This window comes from Bradyrhizobium sp. SOJA106, from assembly GCF_059448745.1.
On sequence record NZ_CM182549.1, the window covers coordinates 2671018 to 2689928 of the forward strand.

The window sequence follows — 18911 nt, forward strand, 5'->3', positions numbered from 1 at the left end:
ACACTTTGTTCGTGGCGACAGGCTCGCTCTATCATTGCTCTAGCCAAAGGTGTCCGCCGTGATGGTTTGAAACCAGCGCTCGGCCTCCGCCGCTTCACGGCCGCGCAGCTCGCGCGGCGCAACGACCGGGCTCGTCGTGCCGCCTTCGACCTCGGCGAAGATGTCGCCCCTGGGCTGATAGTTGCCGGCGAGCGAGAAGCCGTAGCCAGGTGCGACGGTGTTGTAGCAGACGCCGGTCAGCCGCGGCGTCTCCGGCGCGTGACCTGCGAGCAGGGCCACGATCGCAGCGGCGCAGGCCTTGCCCTGCGCGCTCGCGGCCGATGCCGATTTGGGGATGCCGCCGCCGAGGCAGGCGTCGCCGATGACATGGATGTTCTTGACGAGCTTTGACTGGAAGGTGACAGGATCGATCGGGCACCAGCCGGTCGCATCTGTCGCGCCTGCGATCTCGGCAATGCGGCCGGCGCGCTGCGGCGGGATGACGTTGGCGACATCGGGCGTATAGTTGCCGAACTCGGTGACGATGGTTTTGGTTGCGGCATCGATCGAGGTCACCCGGCCGCCTTGCGACAGCGCGATGCGCTCGATCATGTCGCCGTAAAGCTCCTTCCACGCCTTCTCGAACAGGCGCTGCTGCGAGAAGTTGTCCTTGGCGTCGAGGACCAGCACTTTCGAGCGCGGCTTCTTCGTCTTCAGATAGTGCGCGATCAGGCTGGCGCGCTCGTAGGGCGCCGGCGGACACCGCGAGGGATTGGCGGGGACCGCGATGGCAACCGTGCCGCCGTCCTCCATCGCCTCGAGTTGGCGGCGCAGCAGCAGCGTCTGTGCGCCGGCTTTCCAGGCATGTGGCATCTTTTCCGATGTGGCCTCGTCGTAGCCGGGCAGGGCCTCGAAATGGAAGTCGATGCCGGGCGAGAGCACGAGGCGGTCGTAGGGCAGCGCGACGCCATCTGCCGTCATGACCCTGCGCTGCTGCGCTTCGATCGAGGTCACGGCCTGGCCGATCACGATGACGCCGTCGGCCGCGAGCTTATCGTAGCCGAACTGCTGCGCGTCGATCTCGCGCAGGCCCGCGATCACCTCGTTGCTGAGGGGGCAGGAGATGAAGACCGCATTGGGTTCGATCAGGATGATCTGCAAGTCTGCTTGCGCGCGCTTCAGCCCGCGGGCGCAGGCCGCACCGCCGAAACCGCCGCCGACCACGACGATGCGCGCCGTGGATTGCGCGCGCGAGATCGATGGCCGCGCCAGCGTCGCGGCCGCCATGGTGATGCCGAACACGGCATTGCGCCGTGTCACCGGGCGCGTGGTCATCAGGGGCATCTGCAAAAGGACTGCGGCGGCACTCTCGCGTCGCCGCAGCATGCTACTTTAAGCGAAGGTGATGTTCTGGTCGCGCAGCGGGAACGAGCGGACTCGCCTGCCCGTCGCGGCGAAATAGGCGTTGAGCACCGCCGGAGCCGCAACGCCGATAGTCGGCTCGCCGACGCCGCCCCAGAACCCGCCGCTCGGCACCATCACCGATTCCACCTTCGGCATCTCGTTGATACGCATCGAATTGTAGGTGTCGAAGTTGGTTTGCTCGATCTTGCCGTCCTTGACGGTGCAGCCGCCATAGAACAGGGCGGAGAGGCCGTAGACGAAGGAGCCCGCGATCTGCCGCTCCACCTGCGCCGGATTGACGATGTAGCCGGGGTCGGTGGAGGCGACGATGCGATGCACCTTGATCTTGCTGCCGTCGGTCACCGAGATCTCGGCTGCGCCGGCGACATAGCTGCCATAGCCCATCACCTGCGCGATGCCGCGATAGACGCCCTGCGGCGCTGGCGTGCTCCAGCCGATCTTCTCGGCGACCGCATTGAGCACCGCCAGATGCTTGGGGTGATTGCCCATCAGCTTGCGACGGAATTCGAGCGGGTCCTGGCCTGCGGCCTGGGCCAGCTCGTCCATGAAGCATTCCATGTAGATCGCGTTGTGATTGACGTTGACGCCGCGCCAGAAGCCGGGCGGAACGTGCGGATTGCGCATCGCATGCTCGATCAACAGGTTCGGGACCGAATAGCCGAACGCGGCCTCGCCGGATTGGGCGACCCCTTGGAACGCAACGGGGTCCATGCCGTTCTGCAGCGCCTCAGGACGCAGCGAGAACAGGATCGACTGGCCGGAGAGGCGGTAGTGCAGCGCGACCAGATTGTTGTTGGCGTCGAACGCGCCGGTCATCTTGCACTGGGTGATCGGGTGATACCGGCCGTGCGCCATGTCCTCTTCGCGCGACCAAAGCAGCTTGATCGGCGTGCCCGGCATCTGCTTGGCGACCAAGACCGCCTGACGGACATAGTCGGTCTGGCCGCGCCGGCCGAAGCCGCCGCCGGGCATCACCTTGTGCACGTCGCACTTCTCCGCCGGCAGGCCGGAGGCCTCCAGCACGGCTGCGAAGGCCGCTTCACCGTTCTGCGTGCCGCACCAGACCTCGCACTTGTCCGGCGTGTAGAGCGCGGTGGCGTTCATTGGCTCCATGGTGGCGTGGTTCTGGTAGGGATAGGAGTAGACGGCCTCGACCTTCTTGGCGGCGCCGGCGATCGCAGCCTTGGCGTCGCCGTTCTTGTTGCCGACATAGGCCGGCTGGTCGTCGTTCAGGCCTTCGGCCAGCCACTTCGCAATGGACTCGCTGGAGACCTTGGCGTTCTCGCCTTCGTCCCAGACGATCGGCAGCGCTTCCAGGGCGGTCTTGGCGTGCCACCAGGTGTCGGCCACGACCGCGACCGCGGTATCGCCGACCTTGACGACCTTCTTGACGCCTTTCATCCCGGTGATCTTGGCCTCGTCGTAGCTCTTCAGCTTGCCGCCGAACACCGGGCAGTCCTTGATGGCGGCATTGAGCATGCCCGGCAGCTTGACGTCGATGCCGTAGATCATGGTGCCGGTGGTCTTGTCGGCGGTGTCGAGCCGCTTCACGCCCTTGCCGACCAGCCTCCAGTCCTTGGGATCCTTCAGCTTGACGTCCGCGGGCGGCGTCAGCCTGGCCGCAGCTTCGGCGACCTTGCCGTAGGTCGTGGTCCTGCCTGACGGCGTATGGGTGATCACGCCGTTGGCGACGGTGCATTCGGAGGCCGGCACTTTCCACGCATTGGCGGCGGCCTCGATCAGCATCACGCGCGCGGTGGCGCCGCCCTTGCGGACATAGTCCTGCGACGAGCGGATGCCGCGGCTGCCGCCGGTCGAGAAATCGCCCCAGACGCGCTTGCGGGCGACGCTCTGGCCCGGCGTCGGATATTCGGTGGTGACCTTGGTCCAGTCGCATTCGAGCTCCTCGGCGACGAGCTGGGCGAGGCCCGTCAGCGAGCCCTGGCCCATCTCGGAGCGGGCGATGCGAATCACGACGGTGTCGTCGGGCCGGACCACGACCCAGGCGTTGACCTCCGGCGAGCCGTCGGCCGCGCGCACCACGGCGGGGCCGCCGAACGGGAGATCGAGGCCGATTGCGAGGCCGGCGCCGACAGCGGCGGTGCCGATGACGAAGGCACGGCGGTTCATCTTGGGAGAGACGTGCTTGTTCATGGGGCGGCTCCTCTACGCGCTTGCGATCGTGTGGATCGCCTCGCGCACCTGCTGGAAGGTGCCGCAGCGGCAGATATTGGTAATGGCCTCGTCGATGTCGGCGTCGGTCGGCTTCGGCTTCTCGTTCAGCAGCGCGGCGACAGCCATGATCATGCCGCTCTGGCAATAGCCGCATTGCGGTACGTCCTGGGCGATCCAGGCTTCCTGCACCTTGTGCAGCGTGGCGCCGGAGGCGAGCCCTTCAATCGTGGTGATCTTCTTGCCCTCGGCCTCGGCGACAGAGATCCCGCAGGAGCGCATCGCCACGCCGTCGAGGTGGACGGTGCAGGCGCCGCATTGCGCAATGCCGCAGCCGTATTTGGTGCCGGTCAGGCCGGCATTCTCGCGAATCGCCCAGAGCAGCGGCGTATCCGGCTCGACGTCGAGCGTGAAGGTTTTTCCGTTGATTGTTAGGTTTGCCATCGCAGTCCCCTGATTGGGTCCAATCCACCGATTGGGCTCAGGGGCGCAATTTGTCCGCCAAATTGGAACTCTTCAAATCAAGAGTCCGAGGGCCAGCTATCGAAGATTCTCGCGGCTGCGGGAAGATTGGGGCACCCGCGGTGTTTTGCCTCGCCCCGGCCGCGCGGGGCTGCGCGACCTTTCCCGGCGCGCCGAGGCCCCGGCTTGAGGCGACGTCCGCGGGTTCCCGCGCATGGCGCAGGCCACACTTTGTCCCTTTTGCCGGGGTGCAAGTCGCGGGCGCTTTGGTACACTGCGCCGACGCAAAAGGAGTTCCATGAACGTGCCGAGTCCCTGCAACGTACTGATGCTCTACCCGCTGTTCTCGGCAGAGTCCTTCTGGACCTTCGGTGAATCCTGCAAAGTGATGGGCGTCAAGCGCCCGGCCGCCCCCTTGGGCCTGATCACCGTTGCCGCGATGCTGCCCGAGAGCTGGACGGTCCGGCTGATCGATTGCAACACGGCGCCCTTCGGGGAGGAGGATCTCGCCTGGGCCGACGTCGTGTTCACCGGCGGAATGTTGCCCCAGCAGGCCGACACGTTGCGCCTGATCGAGCTGTGCCGCGCGGCCTGCAAGCCGGTCGTGGTCGGCGGACCAGATCCCACCTCGAGCCCCCACATCTACGAGCGGGCCGATTTCCGGGTGCTCGGCGAGGCGGAGAGCGTCATGGACGAGTTCATCGCGGCCTGGGAGAGTGGCGCGCGGTCCGGCGTTTTCACCGCACCGAAGTTCCAGGCCGACGTCACCAAGACGCCGGTGCCGCGTTTCGACCTGCTCAAGTTCGAGGACTATCTTTATCTCGGTGTGCAATATTCGCGCGGTTGCCCCTTCACCTGCGAGTTCTGCGACATCATCGAGCTCTACGGACGCGTGCCGCGGACCAAGACGATCGAGCAGATGTTCGTCGAGCTCGAGACGCTCTACAACATGGGCTATCGGGGCCATCTGGATTTCGTCGACGACAATTTCATCGGCAACAAGAAGTCGCTGCGGCAGTTCCTGCCGAAGCTCGCCGAATGGCAGCGCACGCACGGCTATCCCTTCGAATTCTCCACGGAAGCCTCCGTCAACCTCGCCGACGATCCGGAGCTCTTGGAGCTGATGGGTGCGGCGAATTTCTTCGGCATCTTCGTCGGCATCGAAAGTCCGGACCCGGCGACGCTGGTCGCGATGCGCAAGAAGCAGAACACGCGGCGCAACATCGCCGAGAGCATCCACAAGATCTACGCCGCCGGGATGCTCGTCACCGCGGGCTTCATCGTCGGCTTCGACAACGAGAAGGTCTCGATGGCGGAGTCGATGATCGACTTCATCGAGGAGGCGGCGATTCCCGTGGCCATGGTCGGCCTGCTCTATGCCTTGCCCAACACGCAGCTCACGCGCCGGCTGGAGCGCGAAGGCCGGCTGCATTCGGGCCATGACGTGGCGCCGACAATCGGCGCCGATCAGTGTACGGCCGGCATCAACTTCGATCCGGTCCGCCCGCTGCGCGACATCCTGATGGACTACAAGCGGGTGCTGGAGCACATCTACAGCCCGGCCGCCTATGCAGCACGCGTCGACCGCCTGATGACGCTGCTCGACCGATCCAGGCAGCGTTCCGAGCTTGCCGAAGGTGATATCCGCTCCAAGCTCGGGGCCATGGAGACCGTGCACAAGGTGGTCTCCGCCCTTCCGGAGGCGCGGGGGCCGCTCTGGCAAACCTTCATGAACTGCGCCAAGCGCGACACGTCATCGGCGCGCATCGCCGTGCAGATGATCGCGGCCTATGCACATCTCGGACCGTACTCGCGCAAGGTCATCGCGGCCATCGACGAGCGCCTGGCTGCGCTGGACAACGAGACCGTCGCTCCGGTGGCCGTCGGCGTGACGGCGGCCTGACGGCTTACTTCACCGCGAGCCGCAAGAAGCTCATCACGCTGCCGAGCGCGGCAAAGCCCGCGCCGAGGGCCAGCGCCAGCGTCGCGCCGTTGTGGCCAGCAAGTGCGAAGCAGGCGGCGGCGAGCGCTGCGCCGGTCGTCTGTCCGGTCAGGCGCGCGGTCGCGACGATGCCGGAGGCGCTGCCGCTGCGGTGGGGCGGCGCGCTTCCCATCAGCGCCTTCATGTTCGGCGCCTGGAAGAAGCCAAAGCCCATGCCGCAGATCACGATGCGCCAGACGATGTCAGGGATGCTTGGGCTCGCCGGAAGCAGCGCGAGCAGCGCCATGCCGATGCCGAGCAGCACGAGGCCGATGCCGCCCAGCAGGCCCACCGGATGGCGGTCCGACAGGCGCCCCGCAATCGGCGCCATGATGCCGACCACCAGCGGCCAGGGCGTCATGAAGAAGCCGGTCTCGACCTGCGAACGTCCCAGCACGTCCTCGAAATAGAACGGCAGCGAGACGAAGGCGAGGCCCTGCACGGCGAAGGAGCAGACGGCCGTCGCCGCCGACAGCGCGAATATCGGCCGGCCGAACAGGTCGATCGGCAGCATCGGCGCCGGGTGATCGGCATGGCGGCGGGTCAGGATGAAGCCGAGCGCGAGGGCCGCGATCAGCTCGATGCCGACGACAACCGGCGACAGATTGTGTGCGGCACTGCCGACGCCGGTGATGAACAGGCCGAGGCAGGCGGCGGCGAGGAGTGCGCCGAGGAAGTCGAAGCCGTGATCGGCCCGCGGCGTCTTCGGCAGCATCGCAAAGCCGATGCCGGTCGCAACCAGGCCGAACGGGATGTTGACGGCGAACAGCCACGGCCATGGGCCGACCGCGAGAATGGCGGAGGCGATCGACGGGCCGAAGGTGAAGGCGGTCGCGACCACCAGCGCGTTGTGGCCGAAGCCGCGGCCCTGCATCCGTCCGGGATAGACGAAGCGCACCAGCGCCGTGTTGACGCTCATGATGCCGCTGGCCCCGAGTCCCTGCAGCGCGCGCGCGACCAGAAGGCTGTCCAGCGACCACGCCACCGCGCAGAACAGCGAGGCGATGGTGAACAGGATCAGGCCGCCGAGATAGATGCGCTGGTGCCCGACGATCTCGCCGAGCGCCCCGAGCGGCAGCAGGGTTGCCACCAGCGCGATCTGGTAGACGTTAACGACCCAGACCGCCTGCTCCGGCGTGACGTGCAGATCGGCGGCAATAGCAGGCAGGGCGATGTTGGCGATCGCGGTGTCGAGCGAGGCCATCGCCAGCGCGGTGAAGATCGCGGCGATCGCCCAGCGCCGCTGCACGACTGGAAGTCCGTTGGCAATGGGATGGTCGGGCTCGCGCGCGACGGCGGGTAACGTGATTGTCATTGCGTTTCGCGCGTGGCTCCGACGGCGTGGCCATAGGGGACTTTTGGCATGTACTACGCCGAAGGCCGCTTCCACAGGCATATGCTTGCATGCTGTGTATGCGCGAAGGTGAGGCGATGTCGCCTCGCGCCGGCGTATGATCGCGCCGTGGCTGCAATGACAGGGAAACGTCATGCACATCGTCGTTCTGCCGGGTGACGGCATCGGACCTGAGATCACATCCGCGACTTCAGGCGTGCTGCGCGCGGCCTCCGAGCGCTTCCTTCTCGATCTGCGGCTCGAGGAGCACGCCGTCGGCCATGCCAGCCTGAAGCTGTCAGGCACGACCGTGCGCCCCGAGCTGCTCGACATCGTCCGCGCCGCCGATGGCCTGATCCTGGGGCCGACCGCGACTTTCGACTTCAAGGACGAGGCGCATGGCGAGATCAATCCGTCCCGGCATTTCCGCAAGAGCCTCGATCTCTACGCCAACGTCAGGCCGGCGCGCACCTATGCCGGGCGGCCCGGCCGCATCGGTGATTTCGACCTCGTCGTGGTGCGCGAGAACACCGAGGGGTTTTACGCCGACCGCAACATGGAGCAGGGCAATGGCGAGATGCTGGTCACGCCTGACGTCGCGATCTCACTGCGCCGGATCACGCGCCTCTGCTGCGAGCGCATCGCGCACGCCGCCTGCCGCCTCGCGATGAAGCGGCGCAAGCATCTCACCATCGTGCACAAGGCCAATGTGCTCAAGATCGGCGACGGCATGTTCCTCGACATCTGCCGCGCGGCGGCGAAGACCTATCCGGGCCTCGAAGTCGACGACATCCTGGTCGACGCCATGATGGCGCATGTGGTGCGGAGCCCCGATCGTTTCGACGTCATCGTCTCCAGCAACATGTTCGGCGACATCCTCTCCGATCTCACTGCGGAGCTCTCCGGCAGCCTCGGCCTCGGCGGCTCGCTCAACGTCGGCGACCGCTATGCCATGGCGCAGGCCGCGCACGGCTCGGCGCCCGATATCGCGGGGCAGGACGTCGCCAACCCGGTCTCGCTGATTCTGTCGACCGCGCTGCTGCTGGCCTGGCACGGCGAGAGGAGCGGTGCGGTCCGCTATGAGGAAGCGGCGCGCGCGATCGAGGCCGCGGTGGCCAAGGCGCTTCGCGAGGGCAGGGCGACGCGCGATGTCGGCGGCAGGCTCGGCACGATCGCGGCAGGCGCTGCGATCGCGGAGATCCTGCAGGCGGAGTGAGGGGCTTCTTCGCGTTTTTTATTGGGGCTCAAAAGAAAAAGTCGAAAACAACCCCATGCACAGTAGAAGGCGCCCTTGATCGCAAGAGATTTTTCGAGCCGCGCCGCAACGACGTGTGTGACCCCGATCACGTTGACACGTCGGGCAAAACACCGGCAGGATGTCATGCTGGCGACGGTGGTGTCAGCGGCCCAACAGGCGCGATGGATGAGCCGCGCTGCGGCCCTGCCCGTAACGGGGAGAGGCCGTGCAGGCACCCGAGCGTCAGAGACGACATCGATCAGGATGTCCGGCGGAATTTGGCGGACCGCCTGTAATCTGCTTCACACGCAAACACGCCCCGACAGGTTAGACGAAGTCAGGCCTCGCCTTCGCGCGGCCTCCTCGGAGCTGGCGATGATGGCTGCACTGGCACAGGCAATATCCCGCGCCACGAGAGTGAAGGTCGACGTCGAGACTCTCAAGCTGCTCGTTATCTTCTCCGGAGCGGGCTTGCTGCTGTCAATCGTGGTCGCGATGATCTGCAGAAAGGCTCTGCTCGCGGCCTTGATCTGACCGGTGAGCATGTCCCCGTCCACCGTCTCGCCCGGTAGGCACCGCTCAGGTGAAGAAGTCGCGCAACTTGTCCACCACAAGCCCCGGCGCCTCCTCTGGCAGATAATGGCCGCAGGGGAGACTCTCACCGCGCACATCCACGGCCTTTTCACGCCATGTCTCGCGCACGTCGTAGGTTGATCCCACGACACCCTTTTCGCCCCACAGCACGAGCAGGGGGCAACCGATCCGCTGCATCGAATCCGCCTCGTCGTGGACCAGATCGATGCCGGCGGCCGCCCGGTAGTCTTCACAGACGGCGTGCAGGGTCTCGCGGGTATAACACCGGCGGTATTCCTCGAAGGCGATCGGATCGATCGCTCCGGGCGTCTTGTTCTGCTTGTTAATGTGCGCCTGAAGATAGAATTCGAGATTGTTGCCGATGAGGGTTTCGGGAAGCGGTGCCGGTTGGCTCAGGAAGAACCACCACATGTAACGCATGGCGAATTCCTTGGTCACCTTTGCGTACATCGTCGCCGTCGGCGCAATATCGAGCACGGCAGCCTTGGTAACGACCGCGGGATGATCGAGCAACAACCGATGCAGGACGCGGCCGCCGCGATCGTGGCCGGCAGCATGGAAGCGATCGAAGCCGAGCGAACGCATCACCTCGACCTGATCGCGCGCCATTTCGCGCTTGGAATAGTTGATGCTGTCCTTGCCGCCGTCGGGTTTGCTGGAATCGCCGTAGCCGCGCAGGTCGGTGAGGACGACCGTAAAGCGCTCGGCGAGCTTGGGAGCAACCTTGTGCCAGCAGACCGCCGTTTGAGGATGACCGTGGAGCAGCAAGAGGGGCGCTCCTTCGCCCTTCACCAGGGCATTGATCTCCGCGCCACTCGTCCTGATGCGGCTGCGGCGAAAGCCCGGCAGCAATTTCTCGATCTGATCGCCAGCCACTGCAGTCTTCTCCTTAGCGAGAGCAGGCGACGTCAGCATCGTCGAACCCACCGCGGTCGAAGTCGCGGCCGCAAGCGACACGAAACGGCGGCGGGTCAAGCCTGCATCGGATGCGTCGGATGGACGCCCTGCCTGATCTTTGTCGGACATCGAAATATTATCTGTCATTGAGCGCTTCCCCGGCATTTCGCGGTCCGAAACAATGCCGGTCGTGCTGCCGAAAATCCAATGTCAGGTCAAAATATGATTATGCAGGCTCTGCATAAGCGGTCGTGGACCGAGGCATGAAGCTCGACTTTCCAGACCCAGATTCCGGATCCGCAGGGGGTGGTAGAGCGTAGCGAAACCCAAGATGCGCCATGCCGGATGCCATCGATGAGTTTCGCTGTGCTCTACCCGTCCTATAGGCTGCACTCCGATGCTCCCCCGGCACCGTTGAGCCAGATCAACACTCCCTCCGTTCCCCCGCGGACCTTCCCTCAGCGCATCCATGGGAAAGGACGGCCGACATGCAGATTCTGCTTAGGGAAATCCGGGACACGCCTTTGCTCTGGATGCTGGCGTTCGTGCCCATCGTGCTGGTAGCCGAGGCGGTCGCCCCGCATTCCCACACGCTGCTGTTCGTGCTGGCGGTGCTTGCGATCGTGCCGCTGGCGGCGCTGCTCAGCCACGCCACGGAGGCGGTTGCCGCCAAGATCGGCGATGCCGTGGGCGGACTGCTCAATGCCACGCTCGGCAATCTGACCGAGCTGATCATCGCCATCGCGGCGCTGCGCGCAGGCCAGTACATGCTGGTGAAGGCCTCGATCGCGGGCGCGATCGTCACCAATGCGGTGTTCATGCTGGGAGCCTGCCTGCTGCTCGGCGGACTGCGCTACCGTGTGCAGGAGTACAACCGCGCCGGCGCGCGGCTCTCGTCCGGCCTGCTGCTGATGGCCACCGTCGCCCTGCTGGCGCCTTCGGCGGTCGCCGATATCGAGCATCTGCCGCAAGGCGGGGGCATCCTGAACAAGCTCAGCCTCGGCATATCGATCCTGCTCATTTTGGCTTACGGGCTCGGTCTGTTGTTCTCGCTCGGGACCCACAAAGAATTGTTCGCAAGCGCCGATCACGGCGATGACAATGAGGCGCACTGGCCGATCGGCGTAGCCGTCGGCACCTTGCTGGTCGTCACCGTGCTGGTCGCGCTGGTCAGTGAAATCTTCGTGGAATCGGTGCAGAAGGCGGCGGAAACTTTTGGGATGAGCCCGGCCTTCGTCGGCTTCATCGTCGTCTCGCTGGTCGGCGCCGCCGCGGAATTTGCGGTGGCCTTCGGCGCGGCGCGCAAGGACCGGCTCGACATGGCCGTCAGCATTGCGCTTGGCAGCGCCTCGCAGATCGCGCTGTTCGTTGCCCCCGCGCTGGTGCTGCTCAGTTACGTCGTGGGGCCGAAGCCGATGGACCTGCAGTTCTGGCCGGGCGCCGTCACCATGGTGATGATCGCAACTGTTACGTCCGCCTTCGTTACCGCGAGCGGCCGCTCGGCGTGGTTCGTTGGCGCCCTGATGATGCTGATTTATGCGGTGTTCGCGCTGACGCTCTATGTCGTCCCGCCGGCGGGCCAGGGATGACGTGCGCAGGATGGGGAGAGCACTTGCGAAAACCCATCGCATTTCAGGTTGGAAGGCGGTCGATGGGTTTCGCTGCGCGCGACCTGGTCGTACGGGTTAGTAGGCCCAGTAGCTGCCGGAGGGCGCGCAATAGTCGCCGCCATAGCCATAGTCACCGCCATAGCCGTAATACGCTGCGGGTGGGTAGCCGTAGCTGTAGGCGGGATAGCCGCCATAGTAACCGCCATAGCCGCCGTAATAGGCGCTCCGCGCAATCGCGCCGCCGACAACGGCGCCGGCGACGCCGTAACCCAGGCCGCGATATCCGTAGCCGCGATAGCCCCAGCCTCCGCGATAACCCCAACCACCGCGGTAGCCCCAGCCGACCCCGCGATAGCCGTAGCCGCCGCGCCAGCCGCCGACCCATCGCACTTCGGTCGTGGTCTGATCAACCATCGATTTCATCGCCGACAGATGTGTGGGCATCGGTCCGGCCTGGGCGCCCGTGCCGAGAAGCAGGGTGCTTGCCGCCGCGACCGTGAGGCGACACAGGGGCTTCGAGGAGGTCATGATCGATCATCTCCTTGGCTATGGGCGGCGCTTCTGCGCGGCCATCGACAGCTATTCCGGAATGGCATTGTCGTGGCAAGCTTGATCTGGATCAAGCATCCGGCGTCACGCGCCGGGTGTGCGGGCCGCCTCACGCCGGCGAGTCCAGCGCCTTCAGTTCGTCTGCCGCCGCGATGATCGCATTGCGGATCGTCAAGAAATACTCCGCATCGATCCGGGAGGCGAGCCAGTCCAACTATCCCCTATAGCCGTGCTCGTTCCGTCCGTCCTTAAGGTTGACTGGTGAGGTTAATATCGTCGTCCATTTGTCGATCCGCATTGGACTCGTTATCCCTGTCATCCATCAGGGACCAAAATGCTTAATCGAACCGCCACGCAAGAAGCGCCTGTCAGCGTTCAGCGCCGGCAGACCAGCGACTATCTGGTCGCGCTCGCATTCTTTGGCGCGCTCGCCAGCGCGATGATCGCCTGGATCGCCGCGATCGCCTGGATCAGCTGGCGTGTCCTCGCATGGATGTTGTCTTGACAAGAGCGTGGGATCACCATGGACGACTTTGAAGGCCTCTCCGACCATTTCATCTTGCGGATGTACGAGTTCATCCGCAACGAGCTGCAAGCCGATGCCTTGGCCGGCACCCGACTCGTAGGCGTGCCTGCAAAGCAGCGCGCGGACCGCCTGTTTCGCGAGATCGGCCGCCGCGGCCTGTTCTGCCAGCCGATCGACTGGCCGGCCCATCTCGCCGCAGCGGACGACCTCCGCGATGCGCCCGCCGCGCAGTTGCGGAAGATCTCATCGGTCTGACCAGCGCGTTCCGCGGTGTAAGTCCCTCTTATGGCCCTTGGCGGATTCTCGCACTCCCATCGCCAGGATCGTCGATATTGATCCTCAGTCATTCTTCGGAATTTCCAGATGAGCGCTCGTTATTTCGAGTTCACCACGAATGCCAGAGGCATGATCATCCTTGCCGGACTTTCCCCGGACGAGACCTTCGAGCTGGAGCAGCTGCTCCATCAGAATGACGATCTTCGCAGCGCCCCGGACCGGGCCAGGCTGGAGGCGCTCTACGAAAAGCACTGCCGCGCGGCTGAGGGCAGCGTTACCGGCTGATATGGCCGACGGGCACTGCGCGCCTGTGGGTAGAGCAAGATGGGATGGACGCACACTCCGCAGGTGCGTGCGCGGCGTTGCGCCTCCGTCCCGGAACCTTCTCGGCTCGGCCATTCGCTCGGTTCTTGGCTCTTACTTGTGACCAGCGCTCTGAAGCGGTGTCACGGTACGAGCCAATCTTACGGCCGGCCCCCATTCGGAGCTGACACAACTCGGATTGAACATTAGACTATGCCCCGCTTGATTGCGGATCCCAGCTCGAACCCATTGGGGAAAGTCATGAAATCAATTTTCAAAGTCGCGTTGGCGTTGGTTATTTTCGCTTCTTCGATGTCGGCATACGCACAAACACAGCCTCCTTCCAAATCATCAACTGCTCCAAAGGCCAAGCCAAAGATGCATGACGGTTGCCACAGCCGGGCAGCCCAGATGTCCGGAAAGCCGTGTCGCTAACAACATACCAGACGACTAGAGGCCGCCTCAGTTGGTGGCCTCTTCATTTTGCGAATTTCGCCTCGTCACCCCCAGCTCACACGACGGGGCGAACTGGCGCCGCCTCTCGCTCCATGTGAGCCTCGGTGCGTTAGAACTGATATCTCCGCAAGCCTCCATCCACCGGGATCACCGTGCCCGTGATGTAGCGCGCCACCGGTGAGGCCAGGAACACCGCGAGCGCGGCGAGATCTTCCGGCTCGCCCCAATAGCCGACCGGGATTTCCTCTTCGGCGAAGCGCTCGCGGTACTCCGGCGGATAGTTGCGGCGGATCTGCTCGCTCATGATGCGGCCGGGCGGGATGCAGTTGATGGTGATGCCGTGCTCGCCGATCTCGCGCGACAGGCCCTTGGCCCAGGCGTGCACGGCGGCCTTCGCGGCGAAGGCTGCGTTGAGGCCCTCCGGCTCGGACTTGCCGGTGATGTTGACGATGCGGCCCCATTTGCGCTCGATCATCTGCGGCAGCAGCGCATGGGCGATGCGGCGGTAGCTGGTGAAATTCAGTGCGATCGCCTCGTCCCATTTGCTGTCGGGCGCATCGAGGGGGAGGGGACGGCTGCCGCCGGCATTGTTGACGAGGATGTCGACATGGCCGAGCTCCTTCAATGCGAAGGCCGCGATCTTCTCGGCCGCGTCCTTTTCCATCACGTCCTGCGCAAGCGGCGTGATCAGCCCGGAGCCGACTTCCTTCACCAGCTCGGCGAGCAGATCGCTGCGGCGCGCAACGCCGACGACGCGCACGCCTTCGGCAGCGAGGCCCTTGGCGATGGCGCGGCCGATGCCGATGCTCGCTCCCGTCACGACTGCGGTTTTCGATGTGAGCCCGAGGTCCATAACAACGCTCTCTTGTGTTCTGCGTGTTGCTGTTCGTTTCCTGCCCGTCCCGCCGGCCGTGCGAATTGCCTGATCAGGACGAGCAGTGGTAACCAAGAGCGCCAGCGAAGGAAACACGAAATACAAAAGGCGCAGGTCATGGTCTGGGATCCGCAGCAATATCTGAAATTCTCCGGCCACCGCTTGCGGCCCGCCGTCGACCTGTTGATGCGGATTCCGGATGTTGCTCCGCGCACGATCGCCGATCTCGGCGCCGGTGCGGGCAACGTGACCAAGCTGATCAAGGAGCGCTGGCCGGATGCGGCCGTGACCGGCGTCGAGGGCTCGGCCGAGATGGTCGCCGCGGGCCGCAAGGCAGCGCCTGACGTGGAATGGTCACATGAGGATCTCGGCCAGTGGCGTCCCGCGAAGCAGTATGACGTCGTCTATTCCAATGCCGCACTGCACTGGCTGCCCAATCATGCGGCACTCTTCCCATCGGTGATGGAGCAGGTGAAGCCCGGCGGCGTGCTTGCCGTGCAGATGCCGCGCAACTTTCTAGCGCCGTCGCATGTGCTGATCGGCGAGACCGCGCTCAACGGGTCCTGGCGGTCCAAGGTCGAGCATCTCGTCACGCCGCCGCCGGTGGAGGGGCCGGCCTTCTATCACGATCTCCTTGCTCCGATGTCTGCCACTATCGACATCTGGGAGACCGAATATCTTCAGGTGCTCGATGGCGAGAACCCCGTGAAGGAATGGACCAAGGGGACATGGCTGACGCGCTATCTCGACGTCCTGCAGGGCGAGGAGAAGGCGGCGTTCGAATCGGCCTATGGGGAGCGAGTGGCGAAGGCGTACCCGAAGAATGCCGCGGGCCAGACGCTGTTTCCGTTCCGTCGTCTGTTCATGGTCGCTCAGCGCAAGGGCTGATGGCATCGCCGCAATGCGACATAAGCGCTCGCTCCATTGGCGTGGTGCGGGTGCCGGGTTGCGCATGCAGCGGTCGTCAAGATAGCTTGGCTGCGGCAAATTGGGCTTAGGTCTAGTTGGCAGGGTGGCGGATTGCTGCCACTACTGAGGACGCAAAACAAAAAAGACCCGGTTTCTTGGGTTATTGGGGAGGTCCTTCATGCGCAAACTGCTTCCTGCGGTCGCAGCGGCGACGCTTGCTTTGGCCACGCTCCTCGTGGCGCCCGCCTTCGCCCAGAGTCCGATCATCATCAAGTTCAGCCACGTCGTCGCCAACGACACCCCGAAGGGGAAGGGCGCGCTGAAGTTCAAGGAGCTCGCCGAGAAGTACACGGACGGCAAGGTCAAGATCGAAGTCTACCCGAACTCCTCGCTCTACAAGGACAAGGAGGAGATCGAGGCGCTCCAGCTCGGCTCGGTGCAGATGCTGGCACCTTCGACCGCGAAATTCGCCCCGCTCGGCATCAAGGAGTTCGAGGCGCTCGACCTGCCCTGGCTGTTCAAGGATGACGCGACCTATTCCAACGCGATGAAGGGCACGCTCGGCAAATGGCTGTTCCAGAAGCTGGAAGCCAAGGGCATCACCGGGCTCGCTTATTGGGACAACGGCTTCCACATGGTGTCGTCGAATCGTCCGCTGATGAAGCCGGAGGATTTCAAGGGCCTGAAATTCCGCATCTCCGGCTCCAAGATCGCGGACCAGTATTTCCGCCTGCTCGGCTCGATCCCGCAGATCATGGCGTTCTCCGAAGTCTACCAGGCGCTGCAGACCGGCGTCGTCGACGGCTGCGAGAACACCGCGTCCAACTATCTGACGCAGAAATTCTACGAGGTGCAGAAGGACATCACCGTGTCCTATCACGCGCATCTGCAATATGCCGTCATCGTCAACTCGAAATTCTGGTCCGGCCTGCCGCCCGACATCCGCGCCCAGCTCGAGAAGGCGATGGTTGAGGCGACCGACTACACCAATCTGATCGCGCATCAGGAGAACGAGGATGCGCTCGCCGAGATCAAGAAGACCGGCAAGACCACGCTGCATTATCTCAGCGACGCCGACCGCAAGGCTTGGCAGGAGGCGATGCAGCCGACTTATAAATGGGCCAAGGGCCGGGTCGGGCAGGAAGTGCTCGATCTCGTCGCCAAGGAACTCGACGTCAAGATGAACTGACGCGTTTCCTGGAGAACAATACCAACGGTCGGGAGTGCGAGCACTTCCGGCCGTTTCGTATCGATAGGGGGACCTCGATTTGCTTCGCGTGCTCAATTCGGCGCTCAACCATCTCGAAGAATGGTTGATCGCGATGCTCATTGCGGCTGCAACCGGCCTGATCTTCATTGCCGTGCTGCACCGGTACGGCGCCGGCGAATCGATCGCTCTCTCCAGATGGGCGGCCGCGCACGGGATGAGCTGGCTGGCGTCGCTGTCGATGGCGGTGTTCACCTTCCTGTCCGAGCTCGACCTGTCCTGGGCGCAGGAGCTCTGCATCTACATGTTCATCTGGATGGCGAAGTTCGGCGCGGCCTATGGCGTGCGCACCGGCATCCATGTCGGCGTCGACCTGCTCGTCAACCGCCTGCCGGAGCATTCGCGCAAGCAGGTGATCCTGTTCGCGATGCTCTGCGGCGCATTGTTCACCGGCATGATCGCCGCTTTCGGCGCCTCCTTCGTGCGCGAGATGTTCCACACCGGCCAGCAGTCCAACGATCTGGAGGCGCCGATGTGGTTCGTCTATCTCGCGATCCCGCTCGGCTCCGGCTTGATGTGCTTCCGCTTCCTCCAGGTCTCGTGGATCTACTACTGGACGGGCGAGCTGCCGCATCACGACGAGACGCATGTCGAGGGCGTCGAGACCGACATCTCGCCGGCGCTGCATCCGCAGCCCGCCGGCGCCGCGACCCGCGCTGCCGCGCGAAAAGTCTCGCCGCTCGGCATCATCCTGATCATGGCGCCGGTCCTGATCTTCATGATGTGCCTTGCCGAAAAGTTCGGCGTGGTGGTGCTGCCGCACTGGATGCGTGCCGCGACCGTGTTTGCGCTGTTGATCGCGCTGATGCTGACCGGCATCCCGGTCTCGATTGCGCTCGGCCTCACCGTGATGACGTTCCTGTTCACGCTGACCGCCGTGCCGATCGAGGCGGTCTCGATGAAGCTCTTCACGGGCATCGAGGGCTTCGAGATCATGGCGATCCCGTTCTTCATCCTCGCCGGTAATTTCCTCACCCATGGCGGCGTCGCGCGGCGCATGATCAATTTCGCGACCTCGCTGATTGGGCACTGGTATGGCGGCCTTGGCCTTGCCGGCATCGTCGCCTGCGCGATGTTCGCGCTGGTCTGCGGCTCGAGCGTCGCCACGGTGGCCGCGATCGGCGCCATCGTGCTGCCCGAGATGGTGCGCCATGGCTATCCGATGCGCTTCGGCGCCGGCATCATCACGGTCGCCGGCTCGCTCGGCATCTTGATGCTGCCGTCGATCCCGAAGATCGTGTACGCGGTCTCGACCAACACCTCGATCGGCGCGCTGTTCGTCGCAGGCCTGCTCCCCGGTATCCTGCTGACCACCATGCTCTGCATCGTCACCTGGTGGATTGCCCGCAATCGCGACTACCCGCGGCTGCCGAAGGCGAGCTGGGGCGAGACCGTTCGCACCTTCCGCGAGAGCATCTGGGGACTGATGCTGGTCGTCATCATCATCGGCGGCATCTATAGCGGCCTGTTCACCGCGACCGAGGCCGCCGCGATGGCCGCGGTCTACTCCTTCATCATCGCGGTGTTCGTCTACAAGGCGATCAAGATGGCGGACGTGCCGCGGGTGCTGCTACGCGCCGCCAACACCAGCGCGATGCTTCTCTACATCGTCACCAACGCGGTGCTGTTCTCCTTCGTGCTCTCCAACGAGAACCTGCCGGCGACGCTCGCCGACTGGATCGCGGCGCAGAATCTCGGCTGGGTCGGCTTCCTCTTGGTGGTCAACATCCTGTTGCTGCTCGCCGGAAACTTCATGGAGCCGAACTCGATCATCCTGATCATGGCCCCGATCCTCGCGCCCGCGGCCAAGAAGCTCGGCATCGACCTCGTCCATTTCGGCATCGTCATGGACGTCAACATGGAGGTCGGCCTCTGCCATCCGCCTGTCGGCCTGAACCTCTACGTCGCATCCATGATAGCGCGAATGCGCATCACCGACCTTGCCGTGGCGGTGATGCCATGGCTGATCACCATGCTCGGCTTCCTCGTTATCGTGACGTATTGGCCGGACCTGACGCTGTGGCTGCCGCGGGTGCTGGGGATGCACTAGCCGCACAAGCG

The 18911-nt window shown here is 64.4% G+C and carries 17 protein-coding genes and 1 pseudogene; 11 read left to right on the forward strand and 7 right to left on the reverse strand.

Annotated features, from left to right (window positions below):
- Window positions 1–39: 39 nt before the first annotated feature.
- The 3 genes from AC5V87_RS11950 to AC5V87_RS11960 are packed head-to-tail and all read right to left on the reverse strand — an operon-like array spanning window position 40 to window position 4020.
- A complete protein-coding gene (locus tag AC5V87_RS11950) occupies window positions 40–1323 on the reverse strand; it encodes an FCSD flavin-binding domain-containing protein (RefSeq protein ID WP_495371089.1) in 1284 nt (427 codons plus the stop codon).
- 48 nt (window positions 1324–1371) lie between these two features.
- Window positions 1372–3558, reverse strand: coding sequence for a xanthine dehydrogenase family protein molybdopterin-binding subunit (locus tag AC5V87_RS11955; RefSeq protein ID WP_495371090.1), 2187 nt, complete (start codon window positions 3556–3558; stop codon window positions 1372–1374).
- A gap of 12 nt (window positions 3559–3570) precedes the next feature.
- Window positions 3571–4020 carry a (2Fe-2S)-binding protein gene (locus AC5V87_RS11960; RefSeq protein WP_495371091.1) on the reverse strand — a complete coding sequence of 150 codons (450 nt, stop codon included), beginning with the start codon at window positions 4018–4020 and terminating at the stop codon, window positions 3571–3573.
- 316 nt (window positions 4021–4336) lie between these two features.
- Between AC5V87_RS11960 and AC5V87_RS11965 the strand changes: the two genes are divergently transcribed.
- Entirely contained in the window at window positions 4337–5941 is a 1605-nt protein-coding gene (locus AC5V87_RS11965) for a B12-binding domain-containing radical SAM protein (RefSeq protein WP_495371092.1), read from the forward strand.
- 4 nt (window positions 5942–5945) lie between these two features.
- Here AC5V87_RS11965 and AC5V87_RS11970 read toward each other — a convergent pair whose 3' ends face one another.
- A complete protein-coding gene (locus tag AC5V87_RS11970) occupies window positions 5946–7334 on the reverse strand; it encodes an MFS transporter (protein ID WP_495371093.1) in 1389 nt (462 codons plus the stop codon).
- Window positions 7335–7506: 172 nt separating this feature from the next.
- On the opposite strand from AC5V87_RS11970, the gene AC5V87_RS11975 reads away from it, so the two are divergent.
- Complete coding sequence (locus tag AC5V87_RS11975) at window positions 7507–8568, forward strand: isocitrate/isopropylmalate dehydrogenase family protein (RefSeq protein WP_456839897.1); 1062 nt, start codon at window positions 7507–7509, stop codon at window positions 8566–8568.
- A gap of 396 nt (window positions 8569–8964) precedes the next feature.
- Entirely contained in the window at window positions 8965–9123 is a 159-nt protein-coding gene (locus AC5V87_RS11980) for a hypothetical protein (RefSeq protein WP_495371094.1), read from the forward strand.
- 45 nt (window positions 9124–9168) lie between these two features.
- On the opposite strand, the gene AC5V87_RS11985 is transcribed toward AC5V87_RS11980, so the two are convergent.
- Complete coding sequence (locus AC5V87_RS11985; RefSeq protein ID WP_495371095.1) at window positions 9169–10227, reverse strand: alpha/beta fold hydrolase; 1059 nt, start codon at window positions 10225–10227, stop codon at window positions 9169–9171.
- 341 nt (window positions 10228–10568) lie between these two features.
- On the opposite strand from AC5V87_RS11985, the gene cax reads away from it, so the two are divergent.
- Window positions 10569–11669, forward strand: coding sequence for a calcium/proton exchanger (cax, locus tag AC5V87_RS11990; RefSeq protein ID WP_495371096.1), 1101 nt, complete (start codon window positions 10569–10571; stop codon window positions 11667–11669).
- Window positions 11670–11765: 96 nt separating this feature from the next.
- On the opposite strand, the gene AC5V87_RS11995 is transcribed toward cax, so the two are convergent.
- The gene (locus AC5V87_RS11995) at window positions 11766–12218 is read right to left on the reverse strand and encodes a hypothetical protein (protein ID WP_495371097.1); all 453 of its coding nucleotides are present in this window, start codon (window positions 12216–12218) and stop codon (window positions 11766–11768) included.
- 355 nt (window positions 12219–12573) lie between these two features.
- On the opposite strand from AC5V87_RS11995, the gene AC5V87_RS12000 reads away from it, so the two are divergent.
- The 3 genes from AC5V87_RS12000 (at window position 12574) to AC5V87_RS12010 (ending at window position 13326) form a co-directional block, all read left to right on the forward strand.
- Window positions 12574–12744 carry a hypothetical protein gene (locus tag AC5V87_RS12000; RefSeq protein ID WP_456839891.1) on the forward strand — a complete coding sequence of 57 codons (171 nt, stop codon included), beginning with the start codon at window positions 12574–12576 and terminating at the stop codon, window positions 12742–12744.
- A gap of 18 nt (window positions 12745–12762) precedes the next feature.
- Complete coding sequence (locus tag AC5V87_RS12005) at window positions 12763–13020, forward strand: hypothetical protein (protein WP_456839890.1); 258 nt, start codon at window positions 12763–12765, stop codon at window positions 13018–13020.
- A gap of 108 nt (window positions 13021–13128) precedes the next feature.
- Complete coding sequence (locus AC5V87_RS12010; protein ID WP_456839889.1) at window positions 13129–13326, forward strand: hypothetical protein; 198 nt, start codon at window positions 13129–13131, stop codon at window positions 13324–13326.
- A 583-nt stretch (window positions 13327–13909) separates the two neighbouring features.
- Here AC5V87_RS12010 and AC5V87_RS12015 read toward each other — a convergent pair.
- Complete coding sequence (locus tag AC5V87_RS12015) at window positions 13910–14653, reverse strand: SDR family NAD(P)-dependent oxidoreductase (RefSeq protein WP_495371098.1); 744 nt, start codon at window positions 14651–14653, stop codon at window positions 13910–13912.
- 138 nt (window positions 14654–14791) lie between these two features.
- Here AC5V87_RS12015 and AC5V87_RS12020 point away from each other — a divergent pair, with 138 nt between their 5' ends.
- The 4 genes and pseudogenes from AC5V87_RS12020 to AC5V87_RS12035 all read left to right on the forward strand — a co-directional run bounded on the left by AC5V87_RS12020 (window position 14792) and on the right by AC5V87_RS12035 (window position 18900).
- Window positions 14792–15562 (forward strand): methyltransferase domain-containing protein, encoded by a 771-nt coding sequence (locus AC5V87_RS12020; RefSeq protein ID WP_495371099.1) that lies wholly within the window; start codon window positions 14792–14794, stop codon window positions 15560–15562.
- Window positions 15563–15761: 199 nt separating this feature from the next.
- On the forward strand, window positions 15762–16772 hold the full coding sequence (locus AC5V87_RS12025; protein WP_495371100.1) for a DctP family TRAP transporter solute-binding subunit: 1011 nt from the start codon (window positions 15762–15764) through the stop codon (window positions 16770–16772).
- A 334-nt stretch (window positions 16773–17106) separates the two neighbouring features.
- A pseudogene (locus tag AC5V87_RS12030) lies at window positions 17107–17325 on the forward strand (TRAP transporter small permease); the annotation flags it as partial.
- 291 nt (window positions 17326–17616) lie between these two features.
- A complete protein-coding gene (locus tag AC5V87_RS12035) occupies window positions 17617–18900 on the forward strand; it encodes a TRAP transporter large permease (protein ID WP_495371884.1) in 1284 nt (427 codons plus the stop codon).
- Window positions 18901–18911: the final 11 nt, after the last annotated feature.